Genomic DNA, 21,437 nt, shown 5'->3' with positions numbered 1-21,437 from the left:
TGAGAATGTGTGGTCCGCTGCGAGCGTGCCCGGAAACACCTGCGCTTCGGCACCGTCGACAGAGATCCATGACCCCGGCCCGGATCCACAGCCGGTCATCTCCGATCGGTGAAGGATGAGAAGCGGCAGGACAAGCCTGCGCGGCTAGACCAGAATATGGTACCCCGTTCGCATGATAGGGGCAACACGCCGGAAGCGCCAAATGAATGCGCATTCACTCCGGCGGTCGTGCGGACGACGCCGATCAGCCGACGGTGATCTCGACGCCGCCGGCGACGGCAACCGACCGGGCGTCGAACCCGAGGCCCTGCGCCAGCTGACGGATCTCGGCGGGCACCGGCGCCGTACCGAGCACCAGCACGGTCGGTCCCGCTCCGGACACCGTCGCGGCATGACCCCGAGCACGCAGCGCGCTGACCAGATCGTGCGTCGGCGCCATCGCCGACGCCCGGTACGGCTGGTGCAGTCGATCCTGGGACGCGGCCATGAGGTTGCGCGGATCGGTGGTCAGCGCGACGACGGCGAGGGCCGACCGGCTCAGGTTGAACACGGCGTCGGCGCGCGGGACCGAATCCGGGAGCAGCCCGCGGGTGAACGACGTCGACGACTCGGTGTCGGGCACGAAAACCGTCGCGTAGATGTCGGGGTGCACCGGGAGACGGTGCGCGTGATACGAGGCGACGCCGTCGGCCGATTCGGTCCACGTGACGACCGCCGAGCCGAGCACGCTCGCCGCCGCGTTGTCGGGGTGGCCCTCGAATTCGCTGGACAGCTGTACCAGTTCGTCGGGCGAGAGCCCCGGACCGAGGCCCGCGGCCGAGATCAGGCCCGATGCGGCGGCGAGACCCGACACCGCGGCGGCGGCGGACGAACCCAGACCCCGGGAATGCGGGATCCGGTTGACGCAGCGCAATGTCAGACCGGGGGCCCGCAGCCCGGCGTGTGCCAGTCCGCGGGTGAGCGCCCGCACCACGAGGTGCGAGTCGTCGCGGGGCACGGCATCGGCGCCCTCACCCTCGACCTCGAGGGTGACGCCATCCGGGACGGTCTCGACGATCACCTCGTCGTAGATTCCGAGAGCTATTCCGAGACAGTCGAATCCGGGCCCCAGGTTGGCACTGGAGGCGGGCACGCGGACCCTCGTCGACAGCCCTACCGGCACCGTACCCGCGGCAGCCGCCGCGGACCCGGCCCCGTCAGCCGACACCGAGAGCATTCGCGACCGCCACCGGGTCCACCGGAATGGCCTCGACCGCCGGGATGCCCGCCAGCGCGGTGTCGGGGTCCTTGAGACCGTTGCCGGTGACCGTGCACACCACGGTCGAGCCCCGCTCGATCCAACCGTCGGCACTTGCGGCGAGCAGACCCGCGACGCTGGCCGCCGACGCCGGCTCGACGAACACGCCTTCCTTGCCGGCGACGAGTCGGTAGGCCTCGAGCAGCTTCTCGTCGGTGGCCGCCAGGAACTGTCCGTTCGACTCGTCCTTCGCGGCGACGGCCTGGTTCCAGCTGGCCGGGGAACCGATGCGGATGGCGGTGGCGACGGTCTCCGGGTCTTTCACCGGCGCGCCGTTCACCAGCGGCGCGGCGCCCGCGGCCTGGACACCGAGCATGCGCGGCACCGACGACGAGACGCCGTCGGCGTGATACTCCTTGTAGCCCTTCCAGTACGCGGTGATGTTGCCCGCGTTGCCGACCGGCAGAGCGTGGACCTCGGGGGCACGGCCCAGCACGTCGACGATCTCGAAGGCGGCGGTCTTCTGACCCTCGATCCGCGCCGGGTTGACCGAGTTCACGAGTTCGATCTCGGTGAACTCGGCGGTCGCCTTGCGCGCGAGTTCGAGACAGTCGTCGAAGTTGCCCTCGACCTGGATGATCTTGGCGCCGTGCATGACCGCCTGAGCGAGCTTGCCCATCGCGATCTTGCCCTGCGGGATCAGGACGGCGCAGGTGATCCCGGCCCGGGTGGCGTATGCGGCGGCCGATGCCGAGGTGTTGCCCGTGGATGCGCACAGGACCGCGGTCTTGCCGTTGTTGACCGCGTTGCTGACGGCCATCGTCATGCCGCGGTCCTTGAACGAACCGGTGGGGTTGAGGCCCTCCACCTTGAGGTAGACGTCGCAACCCGTCAGCGACGACAGATGCGGCGCACTGATCAGCGGGGTGCCACCCTCGAGCAGCGTGACGACCTTCCAGTCGTCGGCGACGGGCAACCGCGACCGGTAGGCCTCGATGAGGCCCGGCCACGCGCGGTGCACAGGCGTAGAAGTCGCTTCAGTCATCGGTACCTTCCAATCGCAACACACTCGACACCTTGATGACGGCGTCCATGTCTTCAAGCGCCGCAACACAATCCGATTGAGCTCGGTCGGGGGCGCGGTGGGTGACCAGGATCAGGCGGGCGTCGTCGCCCGCGCCCTCCTGGCGCACCGCGGCGATGCTGACCGACCGCTTCGAGAACTCCCCCGCGACCTGCGCCAGCACGCCGGGCTTGTCGGCCACCCGCATCGAGACGTAATACCGCGTGAACACGTCGTCGATCGGGGCGACGGGCAGGGAGGCGTAGGTCGACTCGAGCGGTCCGCGCCCGCCGTGCACGCGGTTGCGGGCGGCCATGACCATGTCGCCGAGAACCGCGGATGCCGTCGGCGATCCCCCGGCACCCTGCCCGTAGAACATCAGCCGCCCGGCGTTCTCGGCTTCCACGACGACGGCGTTGAACGCGCCGTTCACGGTCGCCAGCGGGTGGGTCAGCGGAATCAGCGCGGGGTACACGCGCGCCGAGATCCGTTGCGCGCCATTGGCGTCGCGGACGCGCTCGCAGATCGAGAGCAGTTTGATCGTGCAGTCGAACTTCTTGGCCGCGACCAGGTCCGCGGACGTGACCGAGGAGATGCCCTCGCGGTGCACATCGGCCGCCGTGACCCGCGTGTGGAAGGCGATCGAGGCGAGAATCGCCGCCTTGGCCGCGGCGTCGTAGCCCTCGACGTCGGCCGTCGGATCGGCTTCGGCATATCCGAGGCGGCCGGCCTCGGCGAGGGTGTCGGCGTAGTCGGCGCCCGTCTCGTCCATCGCGGAGAGGATGAAGTTGGTGGTGCCGTTGACGATGCCGTTGACCCGCTCGACGGTGTCGCCGGCCAGCGACTGCATCAGCGGACGGATGACCGGGATGGCGCCGGCGACCGCGGCCTCGAAGTAGAGGTCCACCTTGGCATCTGCCGCGGCGGTCGCGAGTTCGCCGGTGTATTCGGCGAGGAGCGCCTTGTTCGCCGTCACCACCGACTTGCCGCTCTCGAGCGCCGACCGGATCAGACCGCGGGCCGGGTCGATGCCGCCCATCAACTCCACGACGATGTCGACGTCGTCGCGCGCGACGAGTGCTGCCGGGTCGTCGGTCAGGAGATCCTGCGCGATCTTGCGGGGACGGCCGAGATCCCGCACCGCGACGCCGCGGATCTCCACGGGAGCCCCGACGCGCGCCCGGAGGTCGTCGGCGTTGTCGGTGATGATGCGCACCACCTCGGCACCGACATTGCCCATGCCGAGCACCGCGACACCGATGGTGCGCGAGTCCGCATCGGTTGCGCCGCTTGTGTTCTGCACTGATCCGGTCACAGGCCCACCTCCAGGCTGAGGAAGTCGTCGATGGTCTCCCGGCGCAGCAGCAGCCGGGCGTTCCCGTCGGCCACCGCCACCACGGGCGGTCTCATGGTCATGTTGTAGCGGCTCGACATCGAGTAGCAGTAAGCACCGGTGGCCGCCACCGCGATCAGGTCGCCGGGTCCGAGATCCTCCGGCAGCCAACAGTCCTTGATCACGATGTCGCCGCTCTCGCAATGCTTTCCGACGACCCGGCACACCACCGCACGGGCCTCCGACACCCGGGAGACGAGCCGGACGTCGTATTCGGCGTCGTAGAGAACGGTGCGGATGTTGTCGCTCATGCCGCCATCGACGGAGACGTAGCGTCGTACGGCGCCGCCGCCGAGTGCGACGTCCTTCACGGTGCCGACGCGATACAGCGTGATCGTGCCCGGGCCGGCGATGGCGCGGCCCGGTTCGACGGCGATGGTCGGCATGGGCAGCCCGAGCGCTGCCGACTCCCGCTCGACGATCGCCGCGAGCGTCTCCGCCACCTTCTGCACCGGCAGCGGGCGTTCCTCGGGGAGGTACGAGATCCCCAGTCCGCCACCGAGATCGACGACCGACATCTGCGCGGTCTTCTCGACACCGAACTCGCCGACGACGTCGCGGAGCAGTCCGAGCACCCGGTGGGCGGCCAGCTCGAATCCGTCCATGTCGAAGATCTGCGACCCGATGTGGCTGTGCAGACCCACGAGCCTGAGGTTGTCGGTCGCGAAGACCCGCCGGATGGCTTCCATCGCGATCCCACCGGCGAGCGAGAATCCGAACTTCTGGTCCTCGTGTGCGGTCGAGATGAACTCGTGGGTGTGCGCCTCGACACCGACGGTCACGCGCACCAGCACGTCGGCGACGACACCGCGTTCGTGGGCGATCGCGTCGAGCCGATCGATCTCGATCATCGAGTCGAGGACGACGTGCCCGATCCCGGCGTCGACCGCAGCGCGCAGCTCGTCGACGCTCTTGTTGTTGCCGTGCAATGCGATTCGCTCCGGCGGGAAACCGGCGCGCAGTGCGATGGCGAGTTCACCGCCGCTGCAGACGTCCAGGGACAGCCCCTCGTCGTCGACCCAGCGCGCGATCTCGGTGCTCAGGAACGCCTTCGACGCGTAGTGCACTCGCCCGTACGGGCCGAACGCCGCCATCATGTCCCGGCAGCGCGACCGGAAGTCGGCCTCGTCCACGACGAACGCCGGCGTCCCGAACTCTTCGGCGAGCTGACTCACCGGCACGCCGGCCAACCGCAGCTCGCCCGATTCGTCGCGGGATGCGTTGCGCGGCCACACCTGTGCGGGGATGGCGGCGAGCACCGCCGGGTCGTTCGGACGCTCGGCGAGATGGGGTGCGGCCAGCAGTTCGGCGTGCCGGGGGCCGGCGGGGTGGGCGTTCACATCTGCTCCGGCGCGGTGACGCCGACGAGCCCCAGGCCGTTGGCCAAGACCTGACGGGTGGCCTCGCACAGGGCGAGCCGGGCCCGGTGGATGTCCGCCGGTTTCTCGTCACCCTGCGGCAGGACACGGCACTTGGCATAGAACCGGTGGTAGGTGCCGGCGAGGACCTCGAGGTAGCGACAGACCCGGTGCGGCTCGCGCAACGTGGCGGCGGTCGCGACGACATCGTCGAAATCGCCGATGGTGCGGATCAATTCGCCCTCAGCGGGATCGTCGAGCAGGTCGAGATGGTCCAGCGACGACACGACCCCGAGGTCAGCGGCGTTGCGGGCCAGTGCGGACATCCGCGCGTGGGCGTACTGCACGTAGTACACCGGGTTGTCGTTGGACTGTTTGGTGAGCAGGTCGAGATCGATGTCGATGTTGACGTCGACCGACGAGCGGATCAGCGAATAGCGCGCGCCGTCGACGCCGACCGCGTCGACGAGGTCGTCGAGCGTGATGACCGTGCCGGCACGCTTGCTCATACGAACCGGCGTGCCGTCGCGCACGAGGTTGACCATCTGGCCGATCAGCACCTCGACGGTGGCCGGGTCGTCGCCGAGCGCCGCCGCCGCGGCCTTGAGCCGGCTGATGTACCCGTGGTGATCGGCGCCGAGCATGTAGATGCACAGGTTGAAGCCGCGGTTGCGCTTGTCACGGTAGTAGGCGATGTCGCCCGCGATGTAGGCGGCGTTGCCGTCGCTCTTGAGGACCACACGGTCCTTGTCGTCACCGAACTCGGTGGACCGCAGCCACCACGCGCCGTCCTTCTCGTACAGGTTGCCGTTGGCCTTGAGCTCGCCGATGCACTCGTCGACGAGGCCGGTGGCGAACATCTTGTCCTCATGGGTGAAGACGTCGAAGTCGGTGCCGAAGTCGTGGAGGCTCTGCTTGATGTGGGTGAACATCAGGTCCACCCCGACCGAACGGAACGTCTCGAGGCGGTCGGCGTCGGGCTGCGACAGCACCTCGGGGACCGTCTCGACGACCTTCGCGGCGATGTCGGCGATGTAGTCGCCCGCGTAGCCGTCCTCCGGGGTCGGAATGCCCAGGGCCGCGGCCTCCAGCGACCGGGCGAACCGGTCGATCTGGGCACCGTGGTCGTTGAAGTAGTACTCGCGCGTGACCGCACCACCGCGAGCGGCCAGCACGCGGCCGAGCGCGTCGCCGACGGCCGCCCAGCGGGTACCGCCCAGGTGGATCGGTCCGGTCGGATTGGCCGACACGAATTCGAGGTTGATGACCGAGCCGGCGAGTTCGTTTCCGCGGCCGTAGTCCGCACCCCGGGCCAGCACCGCCGCGACGACGGTGTTCTGCGCGGCGGCCCCGAGCCAGAGGTTCACGAACCCGGGACCGGCGATCTCGGCCTTCGCGACACCCTCGGCCGCGGCGAACGCCTCCGCGAGCCAGCCGGCGAGTTCCCGCGGGTTCACGCCGAGCCGCTTGCCCATCTGCAGGGCGACGTTGGTGGAATAGTCGCCGTGGTCAGCGTGACGGGGGCGCTCGACGACGATGGAGTCGGGCACCAGGTTCTCGTCCAGTCCGCGGTCGCGGACCACGGTCAGGGTCACGTCGCGCAGCAGCGCGGCCAGGTCGGCGGGAGTCACAGGACACCATCCTATTGGCCGCGGCCACTACACCGACAATCGCACCCTGCTCCACCCATCGGGCCCACCAGTACACTCGTGTGCGCCGAGCGCGGGCCGGGTCTCCCGCGGGTCCGCTCGGCCCCCGCAGTCGGATGAGGAAAGAAGTCAATGGCGCGCAAACCAGGGGCCAACGTCCCCAAGTCCCGCAAGCGAGCAGGATCCGTTCCCTCGGCGACAGGACGTCAGGTCGACTGGATGCTGATCGGCGCCGTCGTGGTGGTCATCGGCCTCATCGCCGGACTCGCGATCTACCTCGTCCCCAAGTTCAACGAGCGGCGGGCCGAACAGAAGGACGACTTCGCCGTGGAAACGGTGTCCGAGTTCGTGCCCTCACCGCAGAATCCCGATCCGTCGGCGAACATCCCGGGTGTCACGAAGCGCTACTACGAGGCCGCGCGGCACGTCACCGCGACCCAGCGTGTCGCCTACGACCAGTCGCCTCCGTTCGGCGGACCGCACGATGAGATCTGGGCGACCTGCACCGGCGTCGTGTACCCGAACCCGTTGCGGTCGGAGAATGCCGTCCACGCCCTCGAACACGGCGCGGTCTGGATCACCTACAACCCGGACACGATCTCACCCGAGGACCTCGACTACCTCAAGCAGCTCGTCCGCGGTGAGCAGTACCTGTTCCTCTCGCCCTACCCCGGACTCGACCAGCCGGTGTCGCTGCAGAGCTGGGGACACCAGCTCAAGCTCGAATCCGCCCGCGATCCGCGCGTCAACCAGTTCATCACCGCGCTGCGCCGCAACATGATGCCCGGGGTCTACCCGGAGAACCCGCAGACCGCCGCCTACCCCGAGACCCAGGCCACCTGTACCGCCATCCCCGGGTTCGATCCGTCGAACCCCCCGCCGGCCGACGAGGGTGAGCCCGGCCCCGACGCCGTCCCGATGGATGGCGGCAACCAGCAGCCCGCGGGCTGACGCGGGTTCCCAGCGAGCAGCAGACCAGGTAACGGACCGGGCCGCACGCCCCGACGAGATCGGCGAGGACCAGCGATGACCGACAACAGCGACCAGCCCGAATCCCGGGACGAGACAACGACTCCCGAGGGTCCGGACGACACCGCCGAGCCGTCGTCGCGCCCACGGATCCTGCTCGCCCTGGGCGGCGCCGCCCTCCTACTGTTCGGTCTCGGCCTGGGACTGCTGATCCAGGCGAGCCTCGCCGACGACTCCACCGGCGACGATTCCCCGGCTGCGAACTCGGCGGCCGTCGGCTTCGCGCAGGACATGACCCGCCACCATGAGCAGGGTGTGGAACTGGCCGCCATCGAACTCGAACACGGCACCGACCCCGAGGTGCGGAGCATGGCGTTCGACATCCTCACCGCCCAGAGCAATGAGATCGGCCAGATGCAGTCGTGGCTGACGCGATGGGGTCAGCCCGTCACCAACCCCGGCGCGACCATGGCGTGGATGGGCCACGGCGGTTCCGAGACCGACGGACACGACCACTCCGATCCCGCGGATCACTCCGCCGGCGGTCACGATCACGGCCACGGTGGCGACGGCAGTTCGGACCACGGGTACATGGACCACGGGGACATGGATCACGGGGACATGTCCGCACCCGCCTCAGGTGCCGCGGACTCCGACGCAGAACAGCCGCCGATGCCCGGGATGGCGACGTCGGCGGAGATGCAACAGTTCCGCGCGATGCGGGGTCCCGAGGTCGACATCCGGTTCCTCCAGCTGATGCTGCGTCACCACGAGGGCGGTCTGCACATGATGGAATACGCCGCCGACCCGGCCAACGTCGAGCAGGCCTACGTCCGCGACCTGGCGTCGAGCATGAAACGGACCCAGGACAAGGAGATCGCCATCATCACCCAGATGCTGGCCCTGCGTGGCGCACAACCACTTCCGCTGAACTGAGCGCCCCGCACGGCGGGCACGCCGGTGAGGTGAGCAAGTTCGGTCGGGCCACGCGGCTCTCCGAACGGCGATGATGGCGGCATGCTCTCACCACGCCTCGCGGCCGCGGTCGACGCGTTGCCACTGGCCCCTGGTCTGCGAGTCCTCGAGATCGGCTGCGGGCCCGGGCCGGCAGCACGCGAGGTGGCGCGCCGGGTGGGACCCGACGGCTTCGTACTCGGCATCGATCGGTCGCCTCAAGCCGTGAACGCCGCCCGCCGGGCCGCGATCGCCGGCGGCTTCGGTCCGGACCGACTCGACTTCGACTGCAGCGCCATCGAGGACTTCGACCTCGGCGCGCGCATCCCGTTCGACGTGGCGTTCGCACTGCGCGTCGGCGCACTAGACGGGCGACACCCCGATCTCTACGACGCGGCCGTGGGGGCCGTGGCCCGGGCGCTGCGTCCGGGCGGAGTGCTGCTTGTCGACGGCGGTGATCCGTTGCGGCGCATCGAGTTGCCGGCGAGTTGAGGCAGATCAGCACCGCGTGCGCGTGGAACTGTGGCGATCACGCCGGGGCTGTGGCACGCTGCTGCCCAGCGCCGCGTGCCGGTGGCGGACCGCATCAGGCATGGAGGCGCCGGGAGAGCCGTACGTGTGAGGGAACATCCTCCGGGCTGCTCGGTTCAGCAATAGGTATCGGTATCCGATACCTATTGCTGAACGCGGCAGAAGCCGCCTGACAATGGCACATACCCCGCCAAGCCCACCTGTTCAGCGCGGAGGCCAGGGATTATGGGATCGGGCCCCGGAGACTCCCGGGAAGAACGGCTACGCCGGTCAGTGCTACTGGTGCCCCCGATAGGATTCGAACCTATGGCCTTCTGCTCCGGAGGCAGACGCTCTATCCCCTGAGCTACGGGGGCTCATCGGGCGGGACTCAGCCTAGCGCACCGATCCGTCGACATCCCAATCGGCAGCTCAGGACACGCCGAGCGGGCTCTGCACTCGGACCGACGACCCGTGCTCGCCGCGGAGGACGTGCAGCTGGGCCGGAATTCGTGCGCGGAGTTCGTCGACGTGACTCACCACGCCGACGACACGCCCGCCGGCCCGCAAGTCATCCAGGACCCCCATGACGAGGTCGAGCGCCTCGGGATCGAGGGTGCCGAAACCCTCATCGATGAAGATGGTGTCGAGCACCCGCCCGCCCGACTCCGCGGAGACGACGTCGGCGAGTCCGAGTGCGAGGGCCAGCGATGCGAAGAAGGTCTCGCCGCCGGACAGCGTCGTCGTCGGGCGGAGCGCGCCGGTGTACTCGTCGCGGACCTCGATACCGAGGCCGCCACGCCGGCCCCGGACACCCGCGGCGTCGGTGTGCACGAATTCGTAACGCCCGGAGGACATCTCGCGGAGACGACCCGACGCGGCGACGAGGACCTCGTCGAGACGCGCGGCCAGCACGTAGGACCGCAGCGACATCCGGCGTGCGTTCTGTCCGCGCCCGCTGACCAATTCGGCGAGTCCCTGGAGTTCGGCGTGACGTTCCTGCAGAGGCGCCAGGGAGTCGAGGGCCTCCCAGAAGTGGGTGACGTACTCCTGGAGGTCGGCCGCCTGCCGGCCGGCCACGGCGTGTTCCTTCGCGGCGGTGTCGAGGCGGCGGCGGGCGGCGTCACGGTCTGCGGTGAGCTGTTCGACATCCGGCTCCGGAGTCGACATCGCGGCGCGCACATCCTCGTCGGCGAGGGTCTCCTCGGCAGCGGCGCGCAGACTGGCGGCCTCCTGCAGCAACGTGTCCCACGCCGCGATCTGCTTGTCCGGGGCGAATGCCGCTCGGACGGCGGCGACATCGTCGAACCCGGCGTCGGCACACGCCGCGGACAATCGATCGGTCGCCTCGGCGACCCGGTCCCGCGCTCGCGCGGCTTCTTGCCGGGCGTTCCGGTGACGACGGGTGCGACGGACCAGCTCGGCGAGTTCACGGCGCCGCTCGGCGACCCCGCCGCGGCCGCCGGTTGCCTCCCGGACGGCCTCATCGAGCTCGGTGAGGTTCTGCCGCAACGCGGTCACCCGCTCGCGACGGGCGGACTGGGCCGACTCGTCGTCGGCGAGGGTGGTGCGCCACCCATCGACCTCGGCGTCGATCCGATCGACCGCCGTCTGCAGCGCTGGGAGTCGCGACGCGGCACGTTCCGCGGCAGCCAGTTCGGCGCCCACCCGGGCGAGGTCGGCGTCGACGGCGTCGGAACGAGCACCACCGATCACGGCGTCGAGATGCGTACGGCGTTCGACGAGAGCCGCCACCGCGGATTGCGCGATGGCCTTGATCGCGCTCGCCCGCTCCTCGGCGGCCGCTGCCGCGTCTTCGTTGGCTGTGACCTCGGACGCCGGGGCGTCGCCGTCGTCGGTGGCCGGTCGAGGGTGCGTCACTGAACCACACACGACGCAGGGTTCACCCTCGACGAGCCCGCCCGCCAGTTCCACTGCCATCCCGGCGAGGCGACGCTCGCGGGCGTCGAGCACGCGCTCCCGCGCAGCGGCATGGGCGTCGCGGGCGTCGAGCAACTCCTTCTCGGCGGTCGCGAGCCGGACCAGCACCGCGTCCCGGTCGGTGAGTGCGTCGCGTACGCGGCGGAGTGCGTCGCGCTCGGCCCGGAGTTTCGGAGCCTGCATCCGCAACTCCCCCGCTTCCGCCAGTGCGGCGACGGCCTCGGCGCGACGGCCCGGCGCGGCGTCGAGCAGGGTCCGGGTCTGGGCAGTGCGGCGGTCCGCCTCGACGATCGCCGAGTTCAGGGTCTGGATCTCGGCGACCAGAGCCGGCCGCTGCGCGACGCGTTCGGCGAGGGGCTCCCACCGCCCCGACTCCTCGGTCCAGCGGTCGATCGCCGCATCCAGGCGTGCGTCGAGATCCTCGTCTGACCCGCCGGCGCACAGAGACTCACCCTCCGGCAGCGCGCACAGCTCTGCGTGCGCACGCGTGACGGCCTGCTCGGCGACCGTGAGTTCGCGAGTGACACGGTCGGCGTCGTCGGCGAGCGGCACGATGGGCGCCGCCTGCAGGGCCTGCCGACGAGCCTGTGCCGCCGCGCTCAGAGCGGCTTCGCCGTCCGCGAGCCGTGCGAGTCGCTCGGTGGCCGCACGCCCCCGGCGACGCAGCTCGGCGAGCCGGCTCCCGCTCTCGTACGCGGCCTGCGTCTGGTCGGCCGCGGCCTGCGCCGCACCTGACTCGAGGCGCATGCGCTCCGCGGCGGTGCGCGCACGCTCGAGACATTCCTGCGCCCAGTCGAAGTCGGGTTCGGCGGTCGGTTCGACCCCGCCCACCGCCACGATCTGACCGGCGACCCGGTCGAGCACGGCGGTCTGTTCGGTCAGCTTCGCCGCGCTCTCCCGCGCGCGGTCACGCAACCACTCCTCGAGGTCACCGAACCGCTCGGTGTCGAACAACCGCTCCAGCAGCGCTTCCCGCTCATCGGAGTGCGCGCGCAGGAATCGGGCGAAGTCGCCCTGCGGCAGCAGGACCACCTGGAAGAACTGATCGGCACTCATCCCCAGCAGCCGGACCACGGCGTCGCCGATCTCGGGGATGCGGGTCAGGTCGGGTCCGGATCCGTCGACCCACACGAGCGTCGCCCGAGCGTTCACCTTGCGGGTGCCGTCGCCGCGCTTCTTGGGTCGTTCGTGTTCGGGCGACCGCGTGATCCGGAGTCGGCGGGACGCGATCGTCGCCTCGAGTTCGACCTCCGGGATGTCCTCGGCCGCAGCGTGATCCGAGTGCAGGCGCCGGTTGGTGTCGCGCACGCCCGGTACCCGACCGAACAGTGCGAAGGCGACCGCGTCGAGGACCGTGGTCTTGCCGGCGCCGGTCTGGCCGTGCAGCAGGAACAGTCCGTCACCGCCGAGGTCGTCGAAGTCGACCGTGATCTCGTCGGCGAACGGACCGAAGGCCCGGACGCGCAGACGGTGCAGCCTCATGCGGACTCCGCGACGATCGCCTCGATGTCGAACAGGGTCAGTTCGGCCGCATCCGATTCGGGTTCGCCGACCACGGCGCGGAGTGCGCGTTCGAGGAGCACCCGCTCCCCCTTCGTCGGCTCGTCGCGTACGTCCTCGATGAACGATGCAACGATCTCGGCGTCGGTCCGGCCGCGCACGCGGGAACGGTAGTCGACGCCGGAGCCGGAATGCGGCCGCTCCCACTGCACATGGACCGCGAACGGGAACCGCTCGCGCAGCCGACGCATCGCGTCGGTCGGGCGGACCGGGTCGGTCAGCGTCACCTCGACGTAGTGGTCCTGCGCCGCGGCGTACCTTTCGTCGGTCAGCAGGTCGCCGAGAACGCCGGTGAGAGAGCTCAGTTCGCGGACGACGGGCAGCTCGTGTGCGCGGACCTCGGCGACGCCGTCGGCGTCGAGATCCACCACCAGGGCCGCCTTCCGGTGGGTTCGCTCACCGAAGGAGTACGGCAGCAGCGAACCGCTGTAACGGACCGTGTCGGTGACACGTTGCGGCGAGTGCAGATGCCCGAGGGCGACGTAGTCGGCGCCCGAGAACGTCTCGGCGGGAACCGTTTCCACCCCGCCGACACTGATCGAGCGCTCCGAACCGGAGGCCGCGGCCCCGCTGACGAAGGCGTGGGCGACGACCACGGACCGAACCCGGCGCGCAGCCAGATCGGTGCGGACGCGAGTCATGGCGGCGTCGAGGACAGCGGTGTGCCCGCCGATCGACTCGACGCCGAGGTGGCGTCGCGCGGTGTCGGGTTCGAGATAGGGGATGCCGTAGAACGCGACGTCTCCGTGGGCGTCCGACAGGATGACCGGACGGTCGATGTCGGCGATCGAGGTCCGCAGATGCAGGCCACCGGCGGCGGCGAATCCCGACCCCGCACCGAGGCGGGTGGGCGAGTCGTGATTGCCCGAGGTGACGACGATCTGCGCTCCCGCAGCGGCGATCTCGGCCAGGCCCTCGTCGTACACGCGGACCGCGTCGGCGGACGGGACGGACCGGTCGTACACGTCACCGGCGACGATGACGGCGTCGGCCGACTCCGCGGCGACCAGTGCGGCCAGATGCGACAGTGCGCGACGCTGGTCGGCGAGCAGCTCGACCCCGTGGAACGTCCGGCCCAGGTGCCAGTCGGAGGTGTGCACGATCCGCATGGGCGCAACCTTACGGTCGGGTGCCGACAAATCGTGGGACGCGCGCTCGCCTACGCCGTCGACCCCGGCACCGACTCGGACCGACCGGCGTCGGCGCCCACCGCGTACGGGTCGACGACCTGCGGTGGGACCGTCTGATGCGCGGGCCGGACGAAGAAGAAGGTCGCCACGACGCCGATCAGCAGCGCGGCCGCGGGCAGGTAGAGCGACTGCCCCATGGCGGTCGCGAACCCCTCGCGCAGGAACTCCGGCAGTTGCCCGGCCGCACCGTCCTGGGCGTTCTCGGCGTCGACGCCGGGCAGCTCGGCCGCCAGCCGGGTCTGCAGAAGCGCTCCGATCATGGCGGAGCCGAGAACCGAACCGATGACCCGCAGGGTGTTGTAGACGCCGGCCCCGGCCCCGGCCTGATGCCACGGCAGATTGCGGGTGGCGGTCGCGGCCAGCGGCGCCCAGATACCGGCCGAGGCCACACCCATCAGGCACAACGGAATCACGATCAACCAGACCGGGGTCTCCGGGCGGGCGACGAAGCCCAACCACGCGATGGCGATCGCGTTCAGCAGCAGTGCCGAGGACACGATCGTGCGCGGGTGGACGCGATCGACCACCCGGCCCACGATCGGAGCCAGGACACCGGTCAGCACCGCCATCGGCACCAGAACGACCGCCGACTCCGTCGGCGACATCCCGCCGACGAGCTGGAGGAAGAACGTCAGGGGGATCATCATCGCCGACACGGCGAAGCCCATCGACGCGATGCCGATGGTCGACAGCGAGAAGTTACGGTCGCGGAACAGCGACAACGGGACCAGGGGCTCGGTGCGGATGCGGGACTGCCAGTAGACGAAGACCCCCAGGACCACGACTCCGCCGACGATGAGCAGCCAGATCCAGGTATCCCAGTCGAAGGTCTCCCCCTCCTGGATGCCGAACACCAACGCGGACAGCCCCACCGCGGACAGGCCGACCCCGATCCAGTCGAACTGGTGGTCGTTCGTGCTCACCCGCGGGACGAGAACGGCCGCGAGGACGAGACCGGCGAGGCCGACGGGCAGGTTGATGAAGAAGATCCACTCCCAGCCGAACGCGTCGGTCAGCACGCCGCCGAGCAACGGACCGACGAGGGTCGCCACGCCGGCGACCGTGCCCCACACGCCCATTGCGGCGCCGCGCTTCTCGGCCGGGAAGATGCGAGTGATCAGCGCCATCGTCTGCGGGGTGATGAGGGCGGCGCCGACACCCTGCAGACCGCGGGCCGCGATCAGCTCACCGATCGACGACGACAGGCCGCACCAGAGGCTGGCCGCGGTGAAGACCGCCAGACCGAGCTGGTACATCGTCTTGGGGCCGAACTTGTCACCCAGGCGACCGGTGATCAGCAGCGGCACCGCGTAGGTGAGCAGGTACGCACTGGTGACCCAGACGACGCCGTTGACATTCGTGTCGAGGTCGGCCTGGATACGCGGCTGGGCCACGGCCACGATCGTCATGTCGACGAGGATCATGAAGAAGCCCACGCAGAGCGCCAGCATCGCGGCCCACGGGCGGGCGGTGACCATCTCGTCGGTGCCCGCGTTCTGGCCGCGGGTGGCGTCGCTCGACTGCATTTCCCGATGCTAGTGGTGTGTCTCGGAAAGAGGTGGCCGGTATCCGGTGGAGCGATCGGTGAGCTGGCAAGGCGGAGGAGGGAGCGATAGCGGAGCTATCTCGACCGACGACAACGCAGCCAGGCGCCGATCGAACGCCGGAGACCAGTCGCCTGTTTCCGAGACACACCACTCACCCTGTCCGATTCGTGAACGGCCCGCGCGATCACGGGATTCGCGGCAGCTCGGGGCGGGATGTCGCTCCGGATCATTACTGTGGAGCCATGAGCACAGAGTCCGAGCAGAGCACCGCGTCCGAGGGCGAACAGGGTTCGTACGTGATGACCGGCGAGGAGTTCGTCCGGGACACGAAGTACATCGAGACCCGCATCACCGCCGACGGCCGGGACGGCTATCCGGTGGAGGCCGGTCGGTACCGGCTCGTCGCAGCCAGGGCCTGCCCGTGGGCCAACCGGACCCTCATCGTGCGGCGGCTACTCGGCCTCGAGGACGCCATCTCGCTCGGGCTGTGCGGTCCCACGCACGACAAGAACTCGTGGACCTTCGACCTCGACCCCGGCGGAGTGGACCCGGTCCTGCAGATCCCGCGACTCAAGGACGCCTACGAGAAGCGGATCCCCGGCTACCCGAAGGGGATCACCGTGCCGGCGATGGTCGACGTGCCGACCGGCGAGGTCGTCACCAACGACTTCCCGCAGATCACCATCGACTTCTCGCTGGAATGGACCGCCTTCCATCGCGACGGCGCGCCGGAGCTCTACCCGGAGCGTCTGCGCGACGAGATCGACGAGGTCAGCCACGGCATCTACACGGAGGTCAACAACGGCGTCTACCGCTGCGGATTCGCCGGCAGCCAAGAAGCCTACGACGCGGCGTACGACCGGTTGTTCACCAAACTCGGCGAGTTGTCCGAGCGGTTGTCGACGCAGCGCTACCTGGTCGGCGACACCATCACCGAGGCCGACGTCCGGCTCTTCACCACCCTGGCGCGATTCGACGCGGTGTATCACGGCCACTTCAAGTGCAATCGGAGCAAGTTGAGCGAGATGCCGGTGCTGTGGGCCTACGCCCGGGACCTGTTCCAGACGCCCGGCTTCGGCGACACCACCGACTTCACCCAGATCAAACAGCACTACTACATCGTCCACACCGACGTGAATCCCACGCAGATCGTGCCGAAGGGCCCGGACCTCCGCGGCTGGCTCACCGCACACCATCGCGACGACCTGGGCGGTCGCCCGTTCGGTGACGGCACACCCCCCGGTCCCCCACCACCGGCCGAGGTCGTGCCCGCAGCGGACTGGGTACCGACGGAAGGAGCGGCGGCGGAATGAAAGACAAGGCGTCACAGGGACTTTCGGCAGACCACGGCCGTACGCCCCCCGGCAAGGCCGTCGAGGTGACCGGCGGAATCCTGGACCGGGCACAGCGACTGCAGGCACCCGCGGTGAAGAAGTACGTCGATTCATTGCGGCGGAAGTACCCCGACGACTCACCCGCGCAGATCATCGAGCGGCTCGAGAAGCGTTATCTGAACGCGGTCACCGGTTCCGGCGGCGCCGTCGGCGCGGCGGCCGCGGTGCCCGGTGTCGGCACGATGACCGCGTTCGGGGCGATGACCGGGGACACGGCGTTCTTCCTCGAGGCGTCGGCCCTGCTCGCGCTGTCGATCGCCGAGGTACACGGCATCCCGGTGCACGAGTCCGAGCGTCGCAAGGCCCTGGTCATGACCGTCGCGCTGGGCGAAGAGGGTGTGCTGGCCCTCGGTCGCGTGGTCGGCACCGGAGGCGGTGCGCTGCGCCGGCTCGGTGGAGCCGCCCTGCCATCCGGTGCGATCACCAAACTGAACAAGACCCTGGTGAACAAACTCGTCAAGAAGTACGCGATCCGCCGGGCGCCGCTAATCTTCGGCAAGCTCATGCCCGCCGGTATCGGTGCGGTCATCGGTGGTGTGGGGAGTCGCGCCCTCGGCCGCAAGGTCGTCCACAACGCGCGCGAGGCGTTCGGGCCGGCACCCCGGACGTGGGTCATCGACGTCGACTTCAGTGAGGCACCCACCCCGGATCCGCTCCCACCCGGTTCGTGGTGACCGCGGCGGCCGCACCGCACCCGCAGTCGTCGGCAGCCGCGCCCGGCTGGATCCGCCGGCTTCTCGGTGAGTCCTGGCGATACCGACGCGTCGTCGTCGTCACGATGATGTTCACCCTGGTCGCCGTCGGGGTGGACGTGCTGATGCCGCTGCTGACCAAGGCCGCGATCGACCACGCCACCGGCGTCGTCGACGACGGCCTCTCGCTACGGACCGTGATCGTCGCGCTGGTCGTCTCCGCCGTCGTCCGTTACGCCTGCCATCTCGGCCGGCGGGTGTTCGCGGGACGGCTCGCGGTGAACGTGCAGAACACGCTGCGACTCCGACTCCTCGACACCCTGCTGCACCTCGACGGCCGCAGCCAGCACCAGATCCGCACCGGACAGATCGTGTCTCGCTCGATCTCCGACATCCAGGTCGTCCAGAGTCTGCTGGCCATGGCGCCACTGTCGTTGGGCGCCGCGGTGCAGATGGTCGTGGCCCTGGCCATCATGGCGTACCTGTCGCCGCTCCTGACCGGGGTGGCGTTGCTGATCGCCCCGCTCATCGCCCTCGAGGTGTGGCGTACCCGGCGTCGGCTGTTCGCGGCGACGTGGTCGGCGCAGCAGGCCGCCGCCGACGTCGCCCAGCACGTGGAGGAGACCGTCACCGGCGTGCGGGTCGTGAAGGGTTTCGGCCAGGAGGAACGCGCGGTCGACGACCTCATCACCCGGTGCCGGACGGTGTTCGCTCGCCGACTCCGCGCCGCCCGGATCAATGCTCGATTCGCCCCGACCCTGGCCGCCATCCCGCAGCTGGGCATGGTCGGGGTGATCGTCGTGGGCGGCTACCTCACGATGACCGGCGCGATCACGGCCGGCACCTTCGTCGCGTTCAGCACGTACGTCGCCACCATGACCGGCATCGCCCGACTGCTGACGAACCTGATCGTCAACGCCCAGCTGGCGCGGGCGGCCGTCGAACGCGTCTACGACGTCATCGACCATCCCCACGATCCGGGCGACACCGCGACCGGCACGCTGCCCGACGGCCCCCTGGGCGTCGAACTGGACGGTGTGGGGTTCGCCCACCACACCCACGACGCCGACGACCCGCCCGCCGTGCTGTCCGGTATCGACCTGCGGATCGAGCCGGGCGAATGTGTGGCGATCGTGGGTCCGCCCGGTTCCGGCAAGTCGACCATCGCCGACCTGGTCAGCCGGTTCGAACGACCCGACTCCGGGACGATCTCGCTGCTCGGCGAGAGCGCCGGTGACGAGCCGTCCCGGTACCGGATCGACGACCTCGCGCCCGAGGCACTCCACCGTGCCGTCGCCGTCGTGTTCGACGAGCCGTTCCTGTTCTCCGACACCATCACCGCGAACATCGCGATGGGCCCGGCAGCCGCCGGGGCCGACACCGCCGACCGGGTTCGGGCAGCAGCCGCCGCGGCAGACGCCGCCGAATTCGTCGAGGCGCTCCCCGACCGATACGACACCGTCATCGGCGAACGCGGACTCACCCTGTCGGGCGGGCAACGTCAGCGCATCGCCCTGGCACGCGCCCTGTTCGCCGACCCCCGCATCCTCGTGCTCGACGACGCGACGTCCGCGGTGGACGCGACCACCGAGGCGCGCATCCTGGGCGGGCTCCGCGACCGCCGCGCCACGATGCTGGTCCTCGCCCATCGACGTTCGACGCTCGTCCTCGCCGATCGCGTCGCGGTGCTCGACAACGGCCGGATCACCGCGCTGGGGACGCTCGCCGAACTCGAGGCGACCTCACCGCGCTTCCGCGGGCTGATGTCGAGCACCACGCAACCGGCACCCGACGGCGTCCACGACGACATCCCCGGCGCGGCCCCGGTCGCCGACACCGCGCCACCGCTGCGCGGACCGGGCCCGACCGAGATCGAGAGCCTGTGGCCCGAAGTAGCTTCCGACTCGATCGACGTCGCGGCCCGGACCTCTCCGGCGATGGGGGCGGGCTCACGGACCGGTCGCGGCGGCGGCGTGGCCAGCGCGCTCGGTTCGATGCCGGCCACCCCCCAGCTCCAGGCCTCGGTGGACGCGCTCCCCCCGGCGGTCGAGCGGCCGGAGGTCGACGTCGCCGCCGCCCGACGCGAGAACCCGGTCTTCACCCTGCGCGGACTCCTCGCGCCGGTCCGGTGGCTGCTCGCCGCCGCACTGCTCGCCATCGCCGTCGACACGCTCGTCGGCCTGGCCTTCCCGAGCATCGCCCGGGCGGTCATCGACTCGACCGGACACACCGAGGGGTCGACCCTTCTATGGGCCGCGGTCGGCGGTGTCGTACTGGTCGGGGTCGGCTGGGTCGCCGCGTCGTCGATGGCGATCACCTCGACCAGGGCCGGCGAACGGGTGCTGTTCGGACTGCGGATCCGCAGTTATGCCCACATCCAGCGCCTCGGACTCGACTACTACGAGCGCGAGCTGTCGGGCCGGATCATGACCCGGATGACGACCGACATCGATGCCTTGTCGACGTTCCTGCAGACCGGACTGACCTCGGCGATCGTGGCGGTGCTGACGCTCGTCGGCGTCGGTGTCGCGCTCCTGATCACCGGCCCCCTGCTCGGACTCCTGGTGCTGCCCGTCTTCCTCCTCCTGATCGCCGCGACGATCGTCTTCCGCCGCGTCGCGAGCCGCGCCTACACGCGCTCGCGCGAGCTGATCAGCGTCGTCAATGCGGACTTCCAGGAGAACATCGCCGGCATCAAGACCACGCAGACCTACCTGCGCACCGACGACGCCCAGGCCCGGTTCGCGCGTCGTTCCGGAGAATGGGTCGAGGCCCGGATGGTCTCGCAGCGGGCGATCGCCTCGTACTTCCCGCTCATCCAGCTCATGTCCGACATCGCGACCGCGATCGCGCTCGGCGTCGGCGCCGGGCAGGTGGCGTCGGGTTCGCTCTCGGCGGGCACACTCGTCGCCTTCGTCCTCTACCTGACGATGCTGTTCGGTCCGGTGCAACAGCTCTCGCAGGTCTTCGACGGCTACCAGCAGGCGGCCGTGGGGCTCCGCCGGATCGGCGACCTGCTGCGCACGCCGAGTTCGCTGCGCACCTCGACGAGAGCCGAGTCCCCGCCACACGGGGGCTTTGACGGCGTCGTCGACTTCGACCGGGTCGGATTCCGCTACCAAGGTTCGACGACGGATGCGCTGTCCGCCGTCGACCTGCACATCCCGGCCGGGTCGTCGCTCGCCCTGGTCGGCCGGACGGGCGCCGGCAAGTCGACGATCGTCAAGCTGCTGGCGCGCTTCTACGATCCGACCACCGGACGGGTCCTGGTCGACGGCACCGACATCGGTGACTACGAACTCGCCGGATATCGGCGGCGGCTCGGCCTCGTCCCGCAGGAGCCGCACCTGTTCACCGGCACCGTCGCCGAGAACATCGCCTACGGCCGGCCCGACGCCGATCGGGCCGCGATCGTCGACGCCGCCGCCGCGGTCGGCGCACTGCGCATGATCACCGCCCTGCCCGGCCGGATGAACCATCCCATCGGGGAACGCGGCCAGGGGCTGAGCTCGGGCCAGCGCCAACTCATCGCACTGGCCCGGGCCGAACTCGTCGAGCCCGATCTGCTGCTGCTCGACGAGGCGACCGCGACCCTCGACCAGGCCACCGAGGCGCAGGTCCTCGCCGCCGGTCGGGCGGTGACCCGGCACCGCACGTCGGTGATCGTCGCCCACCGACTGGCCACGGCCGCCCGCGCCGACACCATCGCGGTGGTGGACGGCGGACGGATCGTCGAACTCGGAACACACGAGGAGCTGCTCGCGTTGGGACAGAGGTACCGCGGCTTCTGGGATGCCGGTGTCGATCCCGACGAGCCGGCGGTGCCCCGCCCCGACTCACCCGCTCCGACCAGCGCACGGAGGGCCGCCACGACGGTCACGCGGGCCACCTCGGAACTGACTCCGTAGTAACAGGTCGGTAGGTGTGAGCGAGTCGACGACGCGTAGCATCGTCAGGTGGTTCACCGATAGTCTCCACAA

The 21,437-nt window shown here is 69.9% G+C and carries 14 protein-coding genes and 1 tRNA gene; 6 read left to right on the top strand and 9 right to left on the bottom strand.

The genetic code is table 11. The features are described 5' to 3' along the window. Positions 1-244: 244 nt before the first annotated feature. The 5 genes from thrB to argS are packed head-to-tail and all read right to left on the bottom strand — an operon-like array spanning position 245 to position 6,682. Positions 245-1,216, bottom strand: a complete 972-nt coding sequence (gene thrB / locus LEL84_RS24560; RefSeq protein WP_226513005.1) for a homoserine kinase — start codon at positions 1,214-1,216, stop codon at positions 245-247. After that, positions 1,197-2,282, bottom strand: a complete 1,086-nt coding sequence (thrC, locus tag LEL84_RS24555; protein ID WP_226513004.1) for a threonine synthase — start codon at positions 2,280-2,282, stop codon at positions 1,197-1,199. Before thrC ends, thrB begins: the two co-directional genes overlap by 20 nt. After that, the gene (locus tag LEL84_RS24550) at positions 2,275-3,615 is read right to left on the bottom strand and encodes a homoserine dehydrogenase (protein WP_226513003.1); all 1,341 of its coding nucleotides are present in this window, start codon (positions 3,613-3,615) and stop codon (positions 2,275-2,277) included. Before LEL84_RS24550 ends, thrC begins: the two co-directional genes overlap by 8 nt. Continuing rightward, positions 3,612-5,033 carry a diaminopimelate decarboxylase gene (lysA, locus tag LEL84_RS24545; protein WP_226513002.1) on the bottom strand — a complete coding sequence of 474 codons (1,422 nt, stop codon included), beginning with the start codon at positions 5,031-5,033 and terminating at the stop codon, positions 3,612-3,614. Before lysA ends, LEL84_RS24550 begins: the two co-directional genes overlap by 4 nt. Continuing rightward, entirely contained in the window at positions 5,030-6,682 is a 1,653-nt protein-coding gene (gene argS / locus LEL84_RS24540) for an arginine--tRNA ligase (RefSeq protein ID WP_226513001.1), read from the bottom strand. The genes lysA and argS overlap by 4 nt, the downstream gene beginning before the upstream one ends. Before the next feature lie 150 nt (positions 6,683-6,832). Here argS and LEL84_RS24535 point away from each other — a divergent pair, with 150 nt between their 5' ends. From LEL84_RS24535 to LEL84_RS24525, 3 genes are all read left to right on the top strand, one after another. Then, complete coding sequence (locus tag LEL84_RS24535) at positions 6,833-7,651, top strand: DUF3105 domain-containing protein (protein ID WP_058252744.1); 819 nt, start codon at positions 6,833-6,835, stop codon at positions 7,649-7,651. A 75-nt stretch (positions 7,652-7,726) separates the two neighbouring features. Then, positions 7,727-8,605, top strand: coding sequence for a DUF305 domain-containing protein (locus tag LEL84_RS24530; protein ID WP_065632834.1), 879 nt, complete (start codon positions 7,727-7,729; stop codon positions 8,603-8,605). Positions 8,606-8,686: 81 nt separating this feature from the next. Further along, the gene (locus LEL84_RS24525; RefSeq protein ID WP_065632833.1) at positions 8,687-9,115 is read left to right on the top strand and encodes an SAM-dependent methyltransferase; all 429 of its coding nucleotides are present in this window, start codon (positions 8,687-8,689) and stop codon (positions 9,113-9,115) included. 319 nt (positions 9,116-9,434) lie between these two features. On the opposite strand, the gene LEL84_RS24520 is transcribed toward LEL84_RS24525, so the two are convergent. The 4 genes from LEL84_RS24520 to LEL84_RS24505 all read right to left on the bottom strand — a co-directional run bounded on the left by LEL84_RS24520 (position 9,435) and on the right by LEL84_RS24505 (position 15,350). Then, a tRNA-Arg gene (locus LEL84_RS24520) sits at positions 9,435-9,510 on the bottom strand. Between the two features lie 55 nt (positions 9,511-9,565). After that, on the bottom strand, positions 9,566-12,556 hold the full coding sequence (locus LEL84_RS24515) for an AAA family ATPase (protein WP_226513000.1): 2,991 nt from the start codon (positions 12,554-12,556) through the stop codon (positions 9,566-9,568). Continuing rightward, on the bottom strand, positions 12,553-13,743 hold the full coding sequence (locus LEL84_RS24510) for an exonuclease SbcCD subunit D (protein ID WP_226512999.1): 1,191 nt from the start codon (positions 13,741-13,743) through the stop codon (positions 12,553-12,555). Before LEL84_RS24510 ends, LEL84_RS24515 begins: the two co-directional genes overlap by 4 nt. Before the next feature lie 50 nt (positions 13,744-13,793). Next, positions 13,794-15,350: an MFS transporter gene (locus tag LEL84_RS24505; protein WP_226512998.1), complete on the bottom strand. Its 1,557-nt coding sequence runs from the start codon at positions 15,348-15,350 to the stop codon at positions 13,794-13,796. A 263-nt stretch (positions 15,351-15,613) separates the two neighbouring features. On the opposite strand from LEL84_RS24505, the gene LEL84_RS24500 reads away from it, so the two are divergent. The 3 genes from LEL84_RS24500 to LEL84_RS24490 are packed head-to-tail and all read left to right on the top strand — an operon-like array spanning position 15,614 to position 21,365. Next, positions 15,614-16,684, top strand: coding sequence for a glutathione S-transferase family protein (locus LEL84_RS24500; RefSeq protein ID WP_226512997.1), 1,071 nt, complete (start codon positions 15,614-15,616; stop codon positions 16,682-16,684). After that, a complete protein-coding gene (locus tag LEL84_RS24495; RefSeq protein WP_058252736.1) occupies positions 16,681-17,439 on the top strand; it encodes a hypothetical protein in 759 nt (252 codons plus the stop codon). The genes LEL84_RS24500 and LEL84_RS24495 overlap by 4 nt, the downstream gene beginning before the upstream one ends. Continuing rightward, positions 17,436-21,365 carry an ABC transporter ATP-binding protein gene (locus LEL84_RS24490; RefSeq protein ID WP_226512996.1) on the top strand — a complete coding sequence of 1,310 codons (3,930 nt, stop codon included), beginning with the start codon at positions 17,436-17,438 and terminating at the stop codon, positions 21,363-21,365. The genes LEL84_RS24495 and LEL84_RS24490 overlap by 4 nt, the downstream gene beginning before the upstream one ends. The last annotated feature ends 72 nt before the right edge of the window (positions 21,366-21,437 follow it).

Origin of the sequence: Gordonia sp. WA4-43 (assembly GCF_020520305.1) — a bacterium.
Lineage (GTDB): Bacteria > Actinomycetota > Actinomycetes > Mycobacteriales > Mycobacteriaceae > Gordonia > Gordonia hongkongensis.
The sequence above is the reverse complement of the archived record's forward strand: the minus strand, read 5'-3'. Positions and strand labels throughout refer to the sequence as shown.